This window comes from Tenacibaculum sp. TC6, from assembly GCF_050606265.1.
In the GTDB taxonomy this organism is placed as follows: Bacteria; Bacteroidota; Bacteroidia; order Flavobacteriales; family Flavobacteriaceae; genus Polaribacter.
In genome coordinates this window covers 33,425-51,738 of sequence record NZ_JBOCUK010000017.1, presented here as the reverse complement: position 1 = coordinate 51,738, position 18,314 = coordinate 33,425, and the positions used below count along the sequence as shown (strand labels likewise).

Here is an 18,314-nt window from a genome sequence, read left to right as displayed (position 1 = left end):
AAAAAGGCTAAACTTTATGCTAAAAGCAGCTCTAATAGTTAAAACAATCTTAAATAAAATACAAAAGGGGGCAAAAAAAAAGAAGTATCCCCCTACTGAATACTTCTTATAAATGTCTATACTAGGTATGTACTAAAAATGAAAAATCAAATTCTAAATCTATTATAAAGATATTTGAATACTTTTTTATGTAGGTAAAAGATAGGTACAATGCGGTTATATATAGATGAATGGCAGTTTAATGATTATCAATAGAAATAACCGGGTAAAAATTAATACAAAAGAACTTTTTAACTGATTATATAAAAAAACAAGGAGTATTTCTCTGAAAAAATACTCCTTATCAAACTAACTAAACAACTATTTAAATTTATAATGAAAATCAAACTTATTGTAAAGATACTTCAACTATACGGTTGATTTTTATATAGATAGATAAAGTGAATGTATATGTAGTTAAACGGTAAGTATAGTTTAGACGAAAAGATTTACCTGCTGAAATATAGAGACTTATATAATGCCTATAAAAAAACCTCTCTAGTAATAGAGAGGTTATACCAAACAAATTAAGCATTAAATATTTTCTGAGTTCTTTTTCAGATGATATCTAGCATTACTTTATAACAAGTGAAAAGCTAAAAACCCTAAAAAATTATCCTCCAAATTCTTCTCCGCCACCACCGCCTTCGTTAGATTCACGTTGAGGACGCTCACGTTTTTTACTTTGGTTAAATCTATAAGTAAAACTCAATGATATTTGTCGTTCACGCCATTGAAATTCCTGATAAGATAATACTTCAGGAGTATTAGTGTAGCTTTTTCTTTTACGCTGATTAAATAAGTCGTTTACATTAAGTACTAAAGAAGCTTTTTCTTTAAATAAATCTTTACTAAAAGCTAAGTTAGTAACAAATATACCTTCTCGTCTTCCTTGAGAGTCATCTTGAGGACCACGATACATAATACGTGTTTGCCAATCAATTTTTGCAGGTAATGTGATTTTAGAATTGAAACGGGCAAACCAACTATTACTATTAACTTCTGGTAAAGTTCTTGTTTCTGTAATAGTATTATTATTTACAGGATCTAAATAAGAATATGAATAGCTAAAAGCATCTGTTTTAAATTTAAAATAGTTGAAAGTTGCTGATAAACGCGCCCATTTTATGATAGTATAGTTTGTTGTAAGCTCAAAACCATAACGATTTTCGTTATTCAAATTTAAGAATTGACGAACAAAAACATTACCATTTTCTCTTGTTTCAATTTTTGATATTGGGCTAATTATATCTGTAGAATACTGGTAATATAAAGATGAATTAAGCATTACTTTATAGATTTTTGTAGTATAACCTAAATCAAATGAACTAGTATAAGTTGGATTTAAATCAGGGTTACCTTTAAATACAGAAGTGTTAGAGCTACGAGTTTCAAATGGATTTAAAAACCAGTGGCGAGGTCTGCGTAATCTACGAGCATAACCTAAGGTTAAATTATCACTTTCATTAAATTCATATCCTAAATTAATGGTAGGGAACCATTGTGTATAATTTTTATCAGAAAATTCTCCAGTATTTATGACTTTTAGATCTACATCTGTATATTCTGCACGAAGCCCTAGAAGGTAAGAGAATTTATCAATTTTACTACCAAATTGTGCATAATAAGCATAAATATATTGTTTAAAATCGATAGCATTAGAGGGATCGAAATTAAATGGTTGACCATCTGAATTTCGTACTTTAAAATCAGAAGTTAAATCTTGTAAATCGGCTTTATGTCCAAGTTCCAATTGACTTTGCTCTCCTATCGGAAGTATATAATCAATCTGCAAGAGTCTATTTATAGAATTTGTATTTTGACTATTTTTTTCAGCAAGTACATTATTATTGGTTATATTAGAAAAATTATCGTCATTACTCTTACCATATTGTAAATCAATTGTTAACTTTTGTCCTTTATCATCAATTTTATTAGTATAGTTTAATGAAAATTGAGTATCAATACCATTTTCTAATTCATCTTCTATTCTGTTTATATTTTGTCTCGGAGTCGTATCTGGATTAAATATGTTTGTATTGTTTGTGGCAATATCATTACCGTTGTTTTTTCTGTAAAAAAATGTACCTGTAATAGAACTTTTAGCGGTTAAATAATATTCTAAACCTAAAGAACCATTAAAATTTTTATTTTTTCGATCATACTTTCTTTTTTCAATGCTCAAACTATCAATAATTCCATTTGTTAAGTAAGTAAAGTTACTGAAAGCATTTCCAGGACCTTTTCGGTAGGCATATCCTAAATTAGAAAAAAGATTGAATTTTTTGGTGCGGTAATTTAGGTTACTACTTACCTGATATAATTCAGGACTCCCTAAAGATAAGTTCACAGAACCGTTAAACCCGGTAATTTTTCCTTTTCTTAAAATAATATTTAAAATACCGGCAGTACCTTCAGCATCATAACGGGCAGATGGAGAGGTAATAACCTCTACTTTTTCAATAGCTTCAGCCGGTAGGTTTCTTAAAGCATCGGTTCCGTTTAAACCTACTAAAGCAGAGGGCTTTCCGTCAATTAAAATACGAACGTTTTCATTACCACGTAAGCTAACAGATCCTTCAGCATCAACGTTTACAGAAGGTACGTTGTCTAATACATCACTTGCATTTCCTCCTTTAACCGTCATGTCTTTTCCTACGTTGTATATTTTTTTGTCAAGACGAATTTCAACAGTAGATTTTTCGGCAATAATTTCTACTTCATCAAGCGTTTCTGCATCTTCACTTAAAGAAATAGTACCTAAATTGGTGTTTTCAACTAAATCTTTATTAGGTAAGTTTTTAGTTTTAAAGCCTATAAATTCTACTTTTAAAGCATAACCACCTTTAGGAATTTCTATTTCAAAATTCCCATTCATGTCAGTAACACCCCCTGTAACTTTTTTATTTTTCAGATGCGTTAAAACAACCGTAGCATATTCTAAAGGTTGGCTAGTGCTGGTTTCGATAATTTTACCGGTTAATTTAACTTTTGATACATTTTCATTTCCTCCCTGCCTTTGCGCAAAAAGAGTTGCATTTAAAAATAATAAGAGTAGTGTGATTTTTTTCATTGAACTAGTTTATAAAAACTTTTGGACTGTAAAATTCCGTAATGGTTTAATGACGTTCTGTTAAAGCTATGTTAAATAAAATTTATTTTAAGTCATTTAACGTTTTTACCAGTAAACCCTCAAGTTTTTCAGCTTTTGTAGTTAAGAAAATAACTTTTTCTTCATTGGGTAAGAGATCAAAAAAATTATCACTAAAATGCCCCGTTACTTTTGAGGTTAAAAAAACATCTTTGAGCAAGGTGTTTGACTTTAAATGAATAAAAAAACCACCGTTACCCGGTGTAATATTCGTTCTAAGATTGCCTTTTTTTAATGCTAAACTTTTAGGTGAGGTTAGATAAATAATTGAAGTTTCGTTGTTGAATTTAGCAACGAATACAACTGAGTTTTTTTGAACGGAGTTAAGCGGCAGTTTATAGAACGCCTGACTGCTATTTGGCGTAACCGTAATTTCTTTAGTATCTGTCCAACTTATTTTTCCGTCAAAATCAATTAATTGTAAAGCTAATTTACCGGAAACAGGTGACAGGCTATCATTAACAACAAAAATAGTAGCAGAATCGTTTTTAATTTCCGCGGAAATTAAAAGGTTTTTAAAGGCTTTTTTAGCTTTGTATTGCAGTGCTTTCCAATTTCCGAAATAGTCAATTCCCGACCATGAAATTGCCGGCCAACAATCATTTAATTGCCAATACAAAGTACCCATATTATATGGTTTGGCTCTTCGGTGTGCTTCAATTCCCATGATCATTCCTTTAGCTTGTAGTAACTGACTTACATACACATAATCATCATCTTTTACAGGAACCGGATAATCGCGTTTCATGTATTCATGAATTAACTGAAATCCTCTGGAATGTTTTTGGTGAGCTTGGATGGCAGAAGTATGAATGTCAACAGTATCTTTTTGGTTGATATAATTAATAACCTCATAACCAGGAAATGATTGAAAGCCAAATTCACTCATAAACCTTGGTACTTTTTGTTCAAAATGTTCAAAAGGAGTGGCATCATGCCATACCCACCAATCGTGTGCATCACCTTCAAATTCATATTTCGGGTTTCCACGACCGTATTTGGGAGAGCTTTCCCAATAAGAAGTAGAATCGCTATATTGATGTACTGTTTTAGGAAGTATGCTATCAAAAACCGCTAAGTAATCTTTCCAAATTTGTTTTTTTTCCTCGTCACTTCTTCCTGTTTGCCAACCCCAACGATGCCAGCCTTCAGAATTTTCATTATTACCGCACCATAGTGCTATAGAAGCATGATTTCGTAATCTTTTTACTTGTTGCTCCGCTTCAATTTGAACAGTGTTTAAAAACTCGGTATTTCCCGGATACATGGCACAGGCAAACATAAAATCTTGCCAAACTAATATTCCTTTTTCATCACATAACGAGTAAAAAATATCATGCTCATAAATGCCGCCTCCCCAAACTCGTAACATATTCATGTTTGTTAAAACTACATCGGTCAGTAATTTTTGATAATGTTGAGAACTTACTTTATTTTGAAAACTATGTTGAGGTATGTAATTAGCACCTTTAGCATATAATGGTTGACCATTTAGTTCAAAGTAAAAGGTTTCTCCAATCGAATCTTTTTGAGTAATTAATCGAACAGTTCTGAGTCCTTTTTTTATAGATTTTGTATCGTATTGAATTCCGTTTGAAGTCAGGTTAAAGTTGAATTGATATAGATAAGGAGTGCCTAAATTATGAACCCACCATAGTTGAGGATTTTGAATAGTAAAAGGAATTTCATAGGTGTGTTTTCCTTTTTTTAGATGAAGTTCAGTAACTAATTTTTTATGATTCACCTCAGTACTGAGTTGTCCTTCAGTTTCATGGTCACTTTCAATAGTTGCCTGTATGGTTAGGCTTGCTTTTTCTTTAGTAATCGTATTTTGTTGAATAAAAATAGCATCAAACGTTAAGTGGTTCCAAGCCTTAATATGAACGTTTTTCCAAATTCCGGAAGTGTTTAATTTAGGACCCCAATCCCAACCATATTGAAATTGAGCTTTTCGTGTAAAAATTCTATTTCCTTCAGGTAAGGTATAAGCTATTTGCTTTTTTGCTTTTTCTTCTTCTATAGTAGTCGGAGAAAAAACAATTGTTAGTTCATTATTGGCTGTAACTAAATTTTTGACAGCAAACGTATAAGCTCTAAAGGCATTTGTCGTTTTACCGAGTAATGAATCATTTATGTATATAGAAGAATAGGTATCAAGTCCGTCAAAAGTAAGGGTAATGAACTGTTTTTTTAGTAGTTCAGGAGATAGGGTAAAGTTGGTTTTATAAATCCATTCTTTTTCAGAAACCCACTGTGTTTTTTCTTCATTGTTTTTAATAAAAGGATCTTCTATTATGTGGTGCTGTTGTAAATCAGTATAAACATTTCCGGGTACTTTGGCTGTGAGCCATATACTGTCATTCGTTTTTTTAAATAACCAATTCGCATGTAAGTTTTGTTTAATAGGAAAATCAGGCTTAGAGGTACAACTTACCACTATAAGGAGTACTAAAAATACAATATTACGCATGCTGTATAGAGGTTACTAATTGTTGAATAATAGCTGTATCTGAAACGGTTTGATGTGAAGTGCCAAACCCTAAAGGAGAAGAAGTTTGAGTTACTTTTGTTGAAGCCGAAGTATGAATTTCTGAAAATCCGGCTTGTTTAAAAAGTTGAATATTGTGAATGTTTACACCGCTTCCGGGCATGATTACGAAATCATTAATTTGCTGGTTTAGTAAGTCTTTTAATATACTGAAGCCTTCTTCTGCAGTTGCTTTAGTACCAGAGGTTAAAATGCGTTTAACGCCAATGCTAGCCAGGTTATGTAGTTCTTCAATTGGATTCGTAACACAATCAAAAGCCCTGTGAAAAGTAAAATCTAAAGGTTTTGAAATTTCAATTAATTCCTGTGTTCTTTTTAAATCAATACAATTATCTGAGTGTAAAATACCGGAAACAATACCTGCACAGCCTATTTCTTTACAAAATTCGATATCAGATTTCATAATTTCAAACTCATCTTCTGAATAGTAAAAATCACCGCTTCTGGGTCTGATTAAAACAAAAACCGGAATAGTTATAGCACGAATAACTTGTTTAATTAAGCCGTGTGAAGGAGTAATACCACCAACGGCCAATTCACTACACAGTTCTATTCTATGAGCACCGCCTTGTTGTGCATTTAATGCTGATTGATATGAATTGGCACAGATTTCTAAAAGCATAACTTATTCAATTATAATTTCATCAATAAATAGCCAAGCTCTGTAGCCTGCACCGGGTTTGCCGTCAGGAATATTTCCGTACGTAGGCACCGTTATTTTTAATTGTTTAACTATTTGAGTGGGTACAGTGGTTTTGCTTGGCACAATTAAATCTTTGGAAGTATTAAGTGTTGTTTTTGTTTTAAAACCACTATCAAAAGAAATTTCCAATTCTTTAGGAGCATAAATCCAGGCTCCGTAGCCATTGTGAAATCGTGTAGAAATAGTGGAAACCTCGGTAGGAACGTTAAAATCAATCGTAATAGTTATAGAATCTGTATTAAAACCCAACCATTCATTGTCATTATAACGTTTAGAGCTTCCTTGTAATCCGTTAATAAGTGCTTCTTTTCCTCCTTTATCAAAGGATTTATGAGGAGGAGTACTTAACGAAACCTGAGCATTGTTAGCTTTATGTTTAAATACTTCTTTTGTAAAAACAGCACTAATAGGTGTGTCTTCATCAAAGCTAATTGCTTTGACAATGGTATTTTGATTAATTTTTAGTGGTGAAGCATAAAGTAGGGAAGAAGTTGTAGGAGTGCTTCCGTCTGTAGTATAACGAATGACTTTTCCTTTGGTTTGGCTATTCAAACTTAAAAGTAGTGTGTCGTTAGTGGTTGTTATGGTTTCGGAGATCACATATAAATGATTTGCATACTTAATGTGCATGGCATCCAAACGTTTGAAAAATGATAGAACACGATTTTTGAAATCGTCATAATTCTTATTGGAAGGAGCAGACCATAGAACCTCACTTAAAGCTAATATTCTAGGAAAAATCATATACTCTACTTTTTCAGGTGAATCAATATACTCGGTCCAAACATTACCTTGAGCACCTAAAACATACTTGGCTTCTTCTTTGGTTAATTCTTCCGGAATAGGATTAAAACTATAAACTTTTTCTAAAGGTAAATATCCTCCTATAGCCAGAGGTTCATTTTCATTGGTGGCTTGGTAATGATCAAAATAACAATGAGAACCCGGAGTTAAAATAACATTATGATGTTCTTTAGCGGCTTCAACGGCACCCTTAATTCCGCGCCATGACATAACCGTAGCGTTAGGTGCTAAACCTCCTTCGAGTATTTCATCCCAGCCAATAATTTGTTTGCCTTTTGTATTAATGTATTTTTCCATTCGGGTAATAAAGTAGCTTTGCAATTCATATTCATCTTTTAAGCCTTTTTCTTTGATGAGTTTTTGGCAATGCTTACAGTTTTTCCAACGTTCTTTTGGAGCTTCATCACCTCCTATATGAATATATTTACCGGGAAATAACTCAACTACTTCATCAATAACATCTTCTAAAAATTTAAAAGTAGCTTCTTTAGGGCAATAAATATCTTCAAAAACGCCCCATTTAGTGGCAACTTCAATAGTATCACCGGTACATCCTAATTCCGGATAAGCAGCTATTGCTGCTTGAGAGTGCCCCGGCATTTCAATTTCCGGAATAATGGTAATTTGTCTTTCAGAGGCATATTTTACAACCTCTTTTATTTCTTCTTGTGTATAGTAGCCGCCATATTTTTTACCGTCAAATTGATGAGGTTCATCACTATAATGTCCTATGAGTGTTTCTTTTCTAAAAGCGGCAATTTCTTGTAATTTCGGATACTTTTTAATTTCAATTCTCCAACCTTGATCTTCTGTTAAATGCCAATGAAAAGTATTCATTTTTAACATGGCTAACATATCAATGTATTTCTTAATAAAGTCAACAGAAAAGAAATGTCGGGCAACATCTAGGTGCATACCTCTGTATGCAAATTGAGGAGCATCTTTTATGGCTAAGCATTGAATGGCTATCGTTTCTGAATTTGAAGTAGCCGGTAGGAGTTGTAATAAACTTTGTACGCCGTAAAAAGCACCTTTAGCAGAAGAAGCTTCTATTGAAATTAGTGTAGGGGTAATTGTTAAATAATAGGCTTCTTCATTATGAATGGACTTGTTTTTAACCAATTGAATTTTAGTACTGCTTTTTGCCGATTTAAGCGTTACATTATATGCTTTTTGAACATATTTAGTAAAGTAGTCAGCTACTACAATAAACTCTTTTTCACATTCTAAAGCAACAGAGTTATTAAGGTTAAATATACCGTTATTTATAGTTTGAGACAAAGGTGCAGGAATAATTTTCGGAGTAATTGGAGTAGGGATTTTTTTACTACAATTCATGAATATTAGCATAAAAAGTACCCCTGTATAATGACTGATTTTCATTTTCTGTTATATTTGGTACTAATTTAATAATCTAGTGATATGAAATTAAAATTTTTCTTCTTTTTTGCTGTAATACTATTCATAATTGGATGTAATCAATCAGAAAAAATACCTAAAGCAAAAAAAGATAAAGAGCTAATTTCATATGTAAATCCGTTTATAGGTACCGGTGGTCACGGGCATACATACCCTGGCGCAACCTTGCCTTTTGGGATGATGCAATTATCTCCTGACACACGATTAGATGGTTGGGATGGCTGTTCGGGATATCATTATTCAGATAATGAAATTTATGGTTTTTCACATACGCATTTGAGCGGAACAGGGGTTTCAGATTACGGAGATATTTTATTAATGCCTACTAATAAAGTTATTTTTAATAATGGTGCAGACGGAAAGGAAGGGTATAAATCTAAGTTTTCACATCAAAAAGAAATTGCACAACCGGGGTATTACCAAGTACATTTAGAAGATACCAATATAGATGTTGAATTAACGGTTGCTGAAAGAAGCGGGATTCATAAATACACATTTCCAAAAGGCCAAAAACAAATTGTAATACTAGATTTAGAGCATAGAGATGAAGTATTAGATGCTAAGTTAACGGTGATATCTCCTACCGAAATTTCAGGACATCGTCATTCAAAAGCCTGGGCTACTCAACAATATTTATTTTATGCTATTCAGTTTTCAAAGCCTTTTTCAAAAGTTACTTTTTTAGAGGATAAAAAAGAAGGAAAAAAAGTGAAAGCAGCTTTTGAATTTGAAGTAGATAACAACCCTGTTTTAGAGGTGTCTGTAGGAATCTCTCCGGTTGATGAAGAAGGTGCTGAAAAAAATAGAACTGAGGAAATAGGTAATAAAGCCTTTGAACAGGTAAAAAGAGAAGGGCAACAAAAATGGGAAAAGCAGTTAGAGAAAATTGTAGTAGAAGATTCAGATGATAATAATAAAGTAAACTTTTATACATCAATGTATCATACCATGATTGCTCCTAACTTATACCAAGATGTAGATGGAAGGTATAGAGGAATGGATTTAAAAGTTCATGAAACTAATACGTTTAAGTATTACACCGTATTTTCTCTTTGGGATACATATAGAGCTGCACACCCCTTATACACACTTATAGAACAAGAAAGAACCAATGATTTTGTTAATACATTTTTAGCGAAGTACGATGAAGGTGGTATTATGCCTATTTGGGATTTGTCCGGATGTTATACGGGATGTATGATTGGATATCATGCAGTGCCGGTAATAGCTGATGCTTATGAAAAAGGTATTCAGAAATATGATGTAAATAAGGCTTTTGAAGCCATGAAACACTCTTCAATACAAGATAAATTAGGGTTAGAATCGTATAAGAAATTTGGTTTTATTCCTGTTGAAAAAGAATCAGAATCGGTGTCTAAAACCCTAGAATATGCTTATGATGATTGGACGATTGCACAAATGGCAAAATCGTTAGGTAAAACAGATGATTATAAAACGTATATAGAAAGAGCTCAGTACTATAAAAATGTTTTTGACCCGCAAAGTCAATTTATGAGAGGTCGTTTTAGAAATACATGGTTTACTCCGTTTGATCCTTACGAAGTGAATTTTAATTATACAGAGGCTAACTCTTGGCAGTATAGTTTTTATGTGCCTCAAGATGTTTCCGGCTTTATTAAATTAGTGGGAGGTAAAAAGCAATTGGAAACAAATTTAGATAAATTATTCACGGCTGATGATGCTACCTCAGGACGTCATCAGGTAGATATTACAGGGTTAATAGGGCAGTATGCGCACGGAAATGAACCAAGCCATCACATGGCATATTTGTACAATTTTGTAAATAAACCCTATAAAACACAAGAAAGAATTCGTCAAATTTTAACAGAACAGTACACCAATGCACCTGATGGAATTTCAGGGAATGAAGATTGCGGACAAATGAGTGCTTGGTATGTATTTAGCAGTTTAGGGTTTTATCCGGTTACTCCGGCTTCCAATCAGTATATCATAGGAAGTCCGCTGTTTCAAAAAGCAACTATGTATTTTGAAAATGGAAAAGATTTTACGGTGGCAACACATAATTTATCAAAAGAACATAAGTATATCGAAAAGGTATTGTTGAATGGAAATTTACTAGACAGAACGTATTTAACACACCAAGAAATTATAAACGGAGGTACTCTGGAATTTTTTATGACCGATAAACCTTCTGAATGGGGAACAAAAGAAGGACAAGAACCCATTACAAGTATTAACGAGTACGTAATTGTACCCGCACCTTTTATAGCAAAAGGAGATATTGCCTTTAAAGGAAACACAGAGTTAACATTAGAGTGTGTAGATAAAGAAGCAACTATTTATTATTCGTTGAATGAAGGGGACTATGTAACATATACAGCGCCTGTTGTAATTACAGAGAAAGGTACTTTAAAAGTGTATGCAGAAAAAAATGGAACTAAGAGTGCAGTAATAACTACAGACTTGTATAAAATAGACCCTAACATTACCATAGATTTAAAAACGCAATACGCAAATCAATACAATGCCGGAGGAAAAAATGCGCTAATTGATGGTATTTTAGGAGCTAATGATTTTAGAACCGGAACATGGCAAGGGTATTTTAATACCGATTTGGTGGCGATTGTAGATTTAGGTAAGGAAAAATGGATAGACTATATTCAAACTAACTTTTTAGAAGATCAACGCTCATGGATTTTCCTACCTTCTGAAGTTGAATACCTTATTTCTTCTGATGGGGTTACGTATACAACACTTACAAAAACAACATTGAATGCTACAGAAGCTCATGAAAATGTATCCATAGAAAAAGTAGGCTATGCTTTTAAAGGAAAGAATGCCAGATATGTAAAGGTGATAGCTAAAAAACTGGGAAATTTACCGGAATGGCATTTAGGATATAAGCATGATGGAAAATCATGGTTGTTTGTTGATGAAATTCAAATAAAATAACAATATTTTTTACCAAAAAATAGAGAAACCAAACAATTAATACGTGGATTGCCACTACTAATATTTTTATATATGAAACGAAAATATTTTATGCAGAAAGCTACAGCAGTCGGATTAGGTTTGCTAATCGTTTTTTCTGTGATAGCTTGTAAAACTGAACATACAACTGAAGAAAAAAAAGAAGCAATAAAAACAAATGAACCGTCGGTTAAACCTCTGGTAATTGCTACTTGGAATACACCTCTGGCTGTTGAAACAGCTGCTAAAGTCTTAGAAAAAGGAGGCTCTGCACTAGATGCTGTTGAAGCAGGATGTAGAATTGAAGAAGCTAATGAAGAAGGACAATCTGTTGGAAAAGGAGGGTTACCGGACAGAGATGGAAATGTAACATTAGATGCGTGTATAATGGATGATAAAGGAAATTACGGAGCTGTTTTATGTGTTAAAAACATAAAACATGTAATTTCTGTGGCTAGAAAAGTAATGGAAGTAACACCACACGTTATGTTAGTAGGAGAAGGAGCCGAACAATTTGCTGTATCGCAAGGGTTTGAACGTGAAAACTTACTAACAGAAGCTTCTAAAAAAGCTTGGGAAGAATGGAAAAAGAAGTCGGAGTACAAACCTATTATCAATATTGAAAACCATGATACTATTGGTATGTTAGCTATTGACAATGACGGAAATATATCAGGAGCCTGTACTACCAGTGGATTAGCTTATAAAATGGCTGGTAGAGTGGGAGATTCACCTATTATTGGTGGAGGATTGTTTGTAGATAATGAAGTAGGAGGAGCGGCAGCAACCGGTTTAGGCGAAGAAGTATTAAAAACGGTAGGAAGCTTTTTAATTGTTGAGTTAATGCGCCAAGGAAAAAGCCCGCAAGAAGCTTGTGAAGAAGCTATTGCCAGAATTGTTAATAAACCTAATAGTGATTTTAAAAATTTTCAAGTAGGGTATATCGCAGTTAATAAGAAAGGTGAAACCGGAGCATATTCAATTCATGAATGGTTTAGCTATAATCTTTATAAAAACGGAGAAAATAAGAACATAAAATCAGATTTTATATTAAACAGAAAAAAGTAACGCTATACATTTATGACAACATCAACTAACACATCTTATAAAAAAGCATTTTATTTTTTAACCTCTCTATTTTTTCTTTGGGGATTTATCACTGTATTGGTAGATTCTTTAATTCCTAGAATTAGAGAATTATTTACGTTAACTTATTTTCAGGCAGGATTGGTGCAATTTGCCTTTTTCGGAGCTTATTTTTTATTATCAATACCGGCAGGTTATATTTTAGCCAGAATAGGGTATAAAAAAGGAATTATTTTAGGACTGTCTACCATGGCAGTTGGTTGTTTGTTATTTTATCCGGCGGCATCGTACAGAGTTTTTGGAATATTCATGTTGGCCTATTTTGTATTAGCAGGAGGAATGACTATTTTACAGGTAGCAGCGAATCCTTATGTAGCTGTATTAGGACCTGAAGAAGGGGCCAGTAGCCGATTGAATTTATCACAAGCCTTTAACTCTTTAGGCACGGCAATTGCGCCGGCTATTGGAGCAATGTTAATTTTAAGTGATAAAGTAAAAACCTCAGGAGAAATAGCTGCATTGTCTGAAACTGCAAAACAAGAGTATTTAGTGGCTGAAGCAAAAGCAGTACAAATGCCTTTTGTAGGTATTGCCGGATTTATAGTGGTATTAGCTGTGGTATTTGTTTTTGTTAAACTACCAAAGTTGTTAGAAAAAGTACCTGACGGTGGTTATCGTACCTTGTTAAAAAGCAGACCGTTATTAATGGGAGCTTTAGGAATATTTGTATATGTGGGAGCAGAGGTAGCCATAGGAAGTTATTTAGTAAACTATTTTTTAGATATGAATTTGTTTGAAGCAATTAAAAACAATTCATTTATGAAATCTATTTCAGAAACCTTATTAGGTTCAAATCTTTCAGAAGTTGATAACAAAGCTATTGTAGGTGCTTTTGTAACGTTTTATTGGTCCGGAGCTATGATTGGAAGGTTTATAGGATCTTATTTAACCAATGTAATAGCACCTGCAAAAGTACTAACAAGTTTTGCTGTAGGCGCTTTGGTGTTGATTGTAATTTCAATGAGTACAACAGGGTTTGTAGCTATGTGGTCAATTTTAGCTGTGGGACTATTTAACTCTATTATGTTCCCTACTATTTTTACACTAGCTATTGACGGATTAGAGGATTTAAAACCTCAGGCTTCCGGAATTTTATGTACTATGATTGTTGGAGGAGCTATTATACCGCCTTTATACGGTTTATTAACAGATCATATAGGATTTAAATTAGCATTTATATTAATTCTTCTATGCTATGGTTATATTATGTTTTATGGAAGAAGTAAGGAAAAAATGAAACTATAAAATTATTTAACAAATCACAATATAAGAGAGCATCCGACAAGTTGTCGGATGCTTTTTTTGTGAATTTTTAGATAAAAAATGTATTAACCTGAGTTAGATTAATATCTAATTAGAAATCAAATAATTGGTTTTTATTGATGTCACATCGAGTGGTTTTTCTGACTTAAAGAAAGAAAAATTGTATCGAGATGCTGTTCATTAGCTCTTGATATATCTCCCTTTTAGGTTGATACAGTTTGACAGTCAAAGGGATAACAAGATTTCACATCCATAATAATAATCGAATTCAGGTTATTAAGGTTTTATTCTACTAAAAAATGTTAGCTCATAGTCTGGTAACACTTCAGGATTCGTAATTTTTATTAAATCCTTTAAAACTAAATCAGGGCGAATAGGAGATTGCTCAAAGTAGATAAGTCCTCCGGTTTCTCCCTTTTTATGAGCAATTGTATAAATAGTGTTATGGGTGAAAGCATCAAATTCTTTGTAATGTATGTTGGCAGAAGTTAACTGTTCTTTCGTTTCGTATAAACCGCAGTTTAACCAAAAACCTGCATGCTTTCCTTTTTCTAAAACATTTTCAAAATTAAGTTGTAAGCTACCGGTACCTTTGGTGTCTTTCCATAAATATGTAAGATTAGCATCTTTAAAAAAAGAAGCAATAAAACTATCACCGGCAGGAACATTCCATACATCTTTAAACATACTTCCTGATAATATTGAAGGACTATTTGTACTTTTTTGAGCTATGTTTTTAGCATTTAAATACTCAGTTTCTATAGCGGTAAAAATACTGTCTGCTTCTTTTTCTTTCTCAAACAATACGCCAAAAAACTTTATCCATTCGGCTCTTCCAAGCGGAGTTTCTTCTAGCCAATCACCGTTAAATATTACAGGAATGCCTGTTTTTTTTATATTTTCATATAACTTATTATTAGCATGTAAAGCAAAACCAACTATTAATTCAGGTTGTAAGTCTATTAACTTTTCTGTATTCATATCTTGCTCTAAACCTAATTCAACAACTTTGCCTTGTTTAATTCTATTTCTGGTTTTTACAGATGAAATATATTTTGAATGAGGAAAACCTACTAATGTATTTTCAGATTGAAGTAATTCAAGCATTGGAATATGCGTAGTACTGGTAACCACTATTTTTTCAACAGGAACTTTAATTTCATTTGCTGCAAAGTTTGTGGCATTAGTGAGGGTATAGGAAAATTGCTTGTTTGAATTTTGAAACACTTTTTTAATAATGAGTTTTTTTTGTCCGTTTTCAGTAATAATATCAAATCCCTTAGCATATTTTACCGTACTTTTTACGGATTTTTCTGTAGAAGTATCTTTGTGATTTTGTTTACATTGCAGAAAAATAAGGGCTATAAAGAAAATAAATATAAGACGTTTCATGAGTTTGTGTTTATAAATTGAGTTTAATAACGGCACCATAATCAAGCTTTAATTCAAATGAATTTTTTAGCGGAATTTTGTTTGCATAGGCCCAAATACTTCTTATGACTCCAGCATGTGTAATAATGATTGCCTTTTGGGTTACATTCTTTTGTAGGTCAGTTAAAAAAGCTGTCGTTCTTTTATGTAAATCAAGGTAAGATTCACCGTTTTTAGCAGGAATGGTAACAAAATCATCCATCCAAACCGTTAGTTCTTCTTTAGAGATTGTATTCCAGTTTTGTAGTTCCCAATCGCCAAAATCAAGTTCTTTAAGCCGATTGTCAAAATTAATATGTTCAGATAGTTCGTTGGCTAAAACAGCGCAACGCTTTAAAGGGCTACTGTAATAAGAAATGTTAGTATCGTTTAAAGGAACTTCTTTTAAAATAGGTTGTATTTCTTTTTCAAAGGTAGAAGCTACTTCTATATCAGCTTGTCCGTAACATATACCTTTTTTGATGTTGGGAGTGGTGTGTCTTATTAGAATAATTTCCATAGAACTAAAAGGCTTAGGTAAAAAATGATTTCAGAAACTTGTTGTAGCGCTCCGGCACAATCACCGGTTTGACCACCAATCCATTTCTTAAAAAAATGTCCCATATACAGATAAGTAATTAGTAAAGGTATAAGAACTAAAAATACAGTAGCATTTTTAAAAAAGAAAAGAGGTAGTAAACCAAATATACCTGAAATGAGTAATGATTTCACACTCATTTGCTGAGTTGTGGGCTTTATTTTTGAGCTGTCAATATCTCTTACATATTCATGAGTAAATAGCAAAACGGTGGCTATAAATCGGCTAATACTATGCCCGGAAATTAAAATCAAGATTATATCTGCGGAAAGATTATGTAAATGATATAGAGCCAAAAATTTTAAGGCAAGTATAAAAATTAACCCACTGACTCCAAATGTGCCCAATCTGGAATCTTTCATAATCGTTAAAATCTTTTCTTTAGTCCATCCGCCTCCAAAGCCATCACATACATCAGCAAAACCATCTTCATGAAAGGCTCCGGTAATCCAAATTGAACTAATCATACTAACCAGAATAGCAACATCTGCCGGAAAAATAAATGAGAAAGCATAGAAAACAAATGCAGCTATACTGCCTACTAAAATTCCAACTAAAGAAAAGTATCTACTACTTTTATTTAAAATTTCAGGAGAATGATTTACCCATTTTGGACAAGGTATTCGGGTAAAAAATAAGACCGCTGTTAAAAAATAATGAAGTTGTTTTTTTATCATATTTAGGCTTCACTTACGTTGGCGCTTTTAAAAGTAGCCATATTATTTAAAAAGTTAACACTAGCTTGTACTATAGGAAGAGCAATAGCACATCCGGTTCCTTCACCTAAACGTAACCCTAAGTTTAAAAGTGGTGTTGCATTTAAAAAAGCTAACATTTTTTTATGGCCCTGTTCTCCAGAGGTATGACAAAAAATACAATATCCCAGAATAGCAGGCTCTAAGGCATGTGCAGCCAATAAGGCAGAGGTAACAATAAAACCATCAATAAGTAAAGTCATTTTTAAAGAAGCAGCCTCTAACATAGCACCACACATCATTACAATTTCAAAACCACCAAAAGCACAAAGAGCCTCTATAGGGTTTTGAATGGTATGTATATGTAAATTGTAAACTTGGGTAAGGGTATTAATTTTAAGCTGCAACCCGTTGTCATCTACTCCGGTACCTCTTCCAACACAATTTTGAATAGGCGTATTGGTAAAATAACTCATCAATAAAGCAGCAGCAGATGTATTACTAATTCCCATTTCACCAAACCCAATAATATTACAGCCTTCACTATATACTTTTCTAACAAGTTGCCTTCCTTTTTCAAGAGCTTCATGGCATTGTTCTAAAGTCATGGCTTTATCAGTACTATAATCTTGAGTTCCTTTGGCTATTTTAGCGTTAGTAAGTAAAGGATGCTCTTCAAAATTGGTATTGACTCCGGCATCTATAACTTTTAAAAGAATATTATTTTGTTTGCAAAATACATTAATGGCTGCCCCTCCTTGTAAAAAATTAAGCACCATTTGTTGCGTAACTTCTTGTGGGTATGGACTCACTTTATTAGTTGTAGCAATTCCATGATCACCAGCAAAAACCATAATAGTAGGTTTAGAAATTACAGGGGTAACTGTATTTTGAATTAAACCTATTTGTAAAGCTATACTTTCTAAGGTGCCTAAGGCTCCTATAGGTTTAGTTTTAAAATCTATTTCTTGTTGAAGTGTATCTTGTAACTCTTTAGAAAGAGGTTGAATAGTTAAGTCCATTATATTCATTATTTAAGGGTTAAAGGAAGTCCGGAAACCATAAAAATAGCCTTATCTGCATGTTGAGCAATGTATTGATTGGTCCAGCCTTGTAATTGCGTAAATTTTCTTCCTGATTCTGAATTAGCATGCAATCCCATACCAATTTCATTAGAAATAATAATAATATGAGCATCAATACGCGTTAATTTATCTATTTCGCTTTTGGCTAGAGCTAAGGCTTCATCAATATCATATTTAGTATCCACAAAAAAATTAGTTAGCCATAAAGTAACACAATCAATTACAACCGTTTGTTTTTCAGTAATTACATTGCTTAACCATTTTTCTTCCTCAACAGTTGTCCAACGATCATCTCTATCAGAAATATGCCTGTCAACTCTTTTTTTAAAATCATCATCCCAAATACGAGAAGTAGCTAAATATATAGGTTTTGGCGTAAGAGATTCAGCAAGCTTTTGTGCATAACTGCTTTTACCGGATCTTTCACCTCCTGTTATGTAGTGAATCATTTTTCTAAGTTTATGCTTACAAAGATTAGAAAGTTTTTAGAGATAAAAACTC

Annotated in this window: 12 protein-coding genes; 3 read left to right on the top strand and 9 right to left on the bottom strand. The window is 32.8% G+C overall.

Annotated elements, in window-relative coordinates; translation table 11 throughout:
* Positions 1 to 652: 652 nt before the first annotated feature.
* The 4 genes from ACQY1Q_RS10700 to ACQY1Q_RS10685 all read right to left on the bottom strand — a co-directional run bounded on the left by ACQY1Q_RS10700 (position 653) and on the right by ACQY1Q_RS10685 (position 8,628).
* Positions 653 to 3,112 (bottom strand): TonB-dependent receptor domain-containing protein, encoded by a 2,460-nt coding sequence (locus ACQY1Q_RS10700; protein ID WP_431005310.1) that lies wholly within the window; start codon positions 3,110 to 3,112, stop codon positions 653 to 655.
* An 82-nt stretch (positions 3,113 to 3,194) separates the two neighbouring features.
* A complete protein-coding gene (locus ACQY1Q_RS10695; RefSeq protein ID WP_431005309.1) occupies positions 3,195 to 5,660 on the bottom strand; it encodes a beta-mannosidase in 2,466 nt (821 codons plus the stop codon).
* Positions 5,653 to 6,360: a copper homeostasis protein CutC gene (locus tag ACQY1Q_RS10690; protein ID WP_431005308.1), complete on the bottom strand. Its 708-nt coding sequence runs from the start codon at positions 6,358 to 6,360 to the stop codon at positions 5,653 to 5,655. Before ACQY1Q_RS10690 ends, ACQY1Q_RS10695 begins: the two co-directional genes overlap by 8 nt.
* 3 nt (positions 6,361 to 6,363) lie before the next feature.
* Positions 6,364 to 8,628, bottom strand: a complete 2,265-nt coding sequence (locus tag ACQY1Q_RS10685) for a beta-N-acetylhexosaminidase (protein WP_431005307.1) — start codon at positions 8,626 to 8,628, stop codon at positions 6,364 to 6,366.
* 39 nt (positions 8,629 to 8,667) lie between these two features.
* Here ACQY1Q_RS10685 and ACQY1Q_RS10680 point away from each other — a divergent pair, with 39 nt between their 5' ends.
* The 3 genes from ACQY1Q_RS10680 (at position 8,668) to ACQY1Q_RS10670 (ending at position 14,007) form a co-directional block, all read left to right on the top strand.
* The gene (locus ACQY1Q_RS10680; protein ID WP_431005306.1) at positions 8,668 to 11,598 is read left to right on the top strand and encodes a GH92 family glycosyl hydrolase; all 2,931 of its coding nucleotides are present in this window, start codon (positions 8,668 to 8,670) and stop codon (positions 11,596 to 11,598) included.
* A 72-nt stretch (positions 11,599 to 11,670) separates the two neighbouring features.
* A complete protein-coding gene (locus tag ACQY1Q_RS10675; RefSeq protein ID WP_431005305.1) occupies positions 11,671 to 12,684 on the top strand; it encodes a N(4)-(beta-N-acetylglucosaminyl)-L-asparaginase in 1,014 nt (337 codons plus the stop codon).
* A gap of 12 nt (positions 12,685 to 12,696) precedes the next feature.
* On the top strand, positions 12,697 to 14,007 hold the full coding sequence (locus ACQY1Q_RS10670; RefSeq protein ID WP_431005304.1) for a sugar MFS transporter: 1,311 nt from the start codon (positions 12,697 to 12,699) through the stop codon (positions 14,005 to 14,007).
* A gap of 294 nt (positions 14,008 to 14,301) precedes the next feature.
* On the opposite strand, the gene ACQY1Q_RS10665 is transcribed toward ACQY1Q_RS10670, so the two are convergent.
* Genes ACQY1Q_RS10665 through ACQY1Q_RS10645 form a run of 5 tightly spaced genes read right to left on the bottom strand, consistent with a single transcriptional unit; the run spans position 14,302 to position 18,262 of the window.
* On the bottom strand, positions 14,302 to 15,417 hold the full coding sequence (locus ACQY1Q_RS10665; protein ID WP_431005303.1) for an ABC transporter substrate-binding protein: 1,116 nt from the start codon (positions 15,415 to 15,417) through the stop codon (positions 14,302 to 14,304).
* Between the two features lie 10 nt (positions 15,418 to 15,427).
* Complete coding sequence (gene cobC / locus ACQY1Q_RS10660) at positions 15,428 to 15,955, bottom strand: alpha-ribazole phosphatase family protein (protein WP_431005302.1); 528 nt, start codon at positions 15,953 to 15,955, stop codon at positions 15,428 to 15,430.
* Positions 15,940 to 16,710 carry an adenosylcobinamide-GDP ribazoletransferase gene (locus ACQY1Q_RS10655; protein ID WP_431005301.1) on the bottom strand — a complete coding sequence of 257 codons (771 nt, stop codon included), beginning with the start codon at positions 16,708 to 16,710 and terminating at the stop codon, positions 15,940 to 15,942. The genes cobC and ACQY1Q_RS10655 overlap by 16 nt, the downstream gene beginning before the upstream one ends.
* Before the next feature lie 2 nt (positions 16,711 to 16,712).
* A complete protein-coding gene (cobT, locus tag ACQY1Q_RS10650) occupies positions 16,713 to 17,759 on the bottom strand; it encodes a nicotinate-nucleotide--dimethylbenzimidazole phosphoribosyltransferase (RefSeq protein WP_431005300.1) in 1,047 nt (348 codons plus the stop codon).
* The gene (locus tag ACQY1Q_RS10645; protein ID WP_431005299.1) at positions 17,759 to 18,262 is read right to left on the bottom strand and encodes a bifunctional adenosylcobinamide kinase/adenosylcobinamide-phosphate guanylyltransferase; all 504 of its coding nucleotides are present in this window, start codon (positions 18,260 to 18,262) and stop codon (positions 17,759 to 17,761) included. The genes cobT and ACQY1Q_RS10645 overlap by 1 nt, the downstream gene beginning before the upstream one ends.
* Positions 18,263 to 18,314: the final 52 nt, after the last annotated feature.

Excerpts from the sequence above, each read along its gene's own strand:
- ACQY1Q_RS10700 (WP_431005310.1), bottom strand. The coding sequence starts at position 3,112 with ATGAAAAAAATCACACTACTCTTATTATTTTTAAATGCAACTCTTTTT.
- ACQY1Q_RS10695 (WP_431005309.1), bottom strand. The coding sequence starts at position 5,660 with ATGCGTAATATTGTATTTTTAGTACTCCTTATAGTGGTAAGTTGTACC.
- ACQY1Q_RS10690 (WP_431005308.1), bottom strand. The coding sequence starts at position 6,360 with ATGCTTTTAGAAATCTGTGCCAATTCATATCAATCAGCATTAAATGCA.
- ACQY1Q_RS10685 (WP_431005307.1), bottom strand. The coding sequence starts at position 8,628 with ATGAAAATCAGTCATTATACAGGGGTACTTTTTATGCTAATATTCATG.
- ACQY1Q_RS10680 (WP_431005306.1), top strand. The coding sequence starts at position 8,668 with ATGAAATTAAAATTTTTCTTCTTTTTTGCTGTAATACTATTCATAATT.
- ACQY1Q_RS10675 (WP_431005305.1), top strand. The coding sequence starts at position 11,671 with ATGAAACGAAAATATTTTATGCAGAAAGCTACAGCAGTCGGATTAGGT.
- ACQY1Q_RS10670 (WP_431005304.1), top strand. The coding sequence starts at position 12,697 with ATGACAACATCAACTAACACATCTTATAAAAAAGCATTTTATTTTTTA.
- ACQY1Q_RS10665 (WP_431005303.1), bottom strand. The coding sequence starts at position 15,417 with ATGAAACGTCTTATATTTATTTTCTTTATAGCCCTTATTTTTCTGCAA.
- cobC (WP_431005302.1), bottom strand. The coding sequence starts at position 15,955 with ATGGAAATTATTCTAATAAGACACACCACTCCCAACATCAAAAAAGGT.
- ACQY1Q_RS10655 (WP_431005301.1), bottom strand. The coding sequence starts at position 16,710 with ATGATAAAAAAACAACTTCATTATTTTTTAACAGCGGTCTTATTTTTT.
- cobT (WP_431005300.1), bottom strand. The coding sequence starts at position 17,759 with ATGAATATAATGGACTTAACTATTCAACCTCTTTCTAAAGAGTTACAA.
- ACQY1Q_RS10645 (WP_431005299.1), bottom strand. The coding sequence starts at position 18,262 with ATGATTCACTACATAACAGGAGGTGAAAGATCCGGTAAAAGCAGTTAT.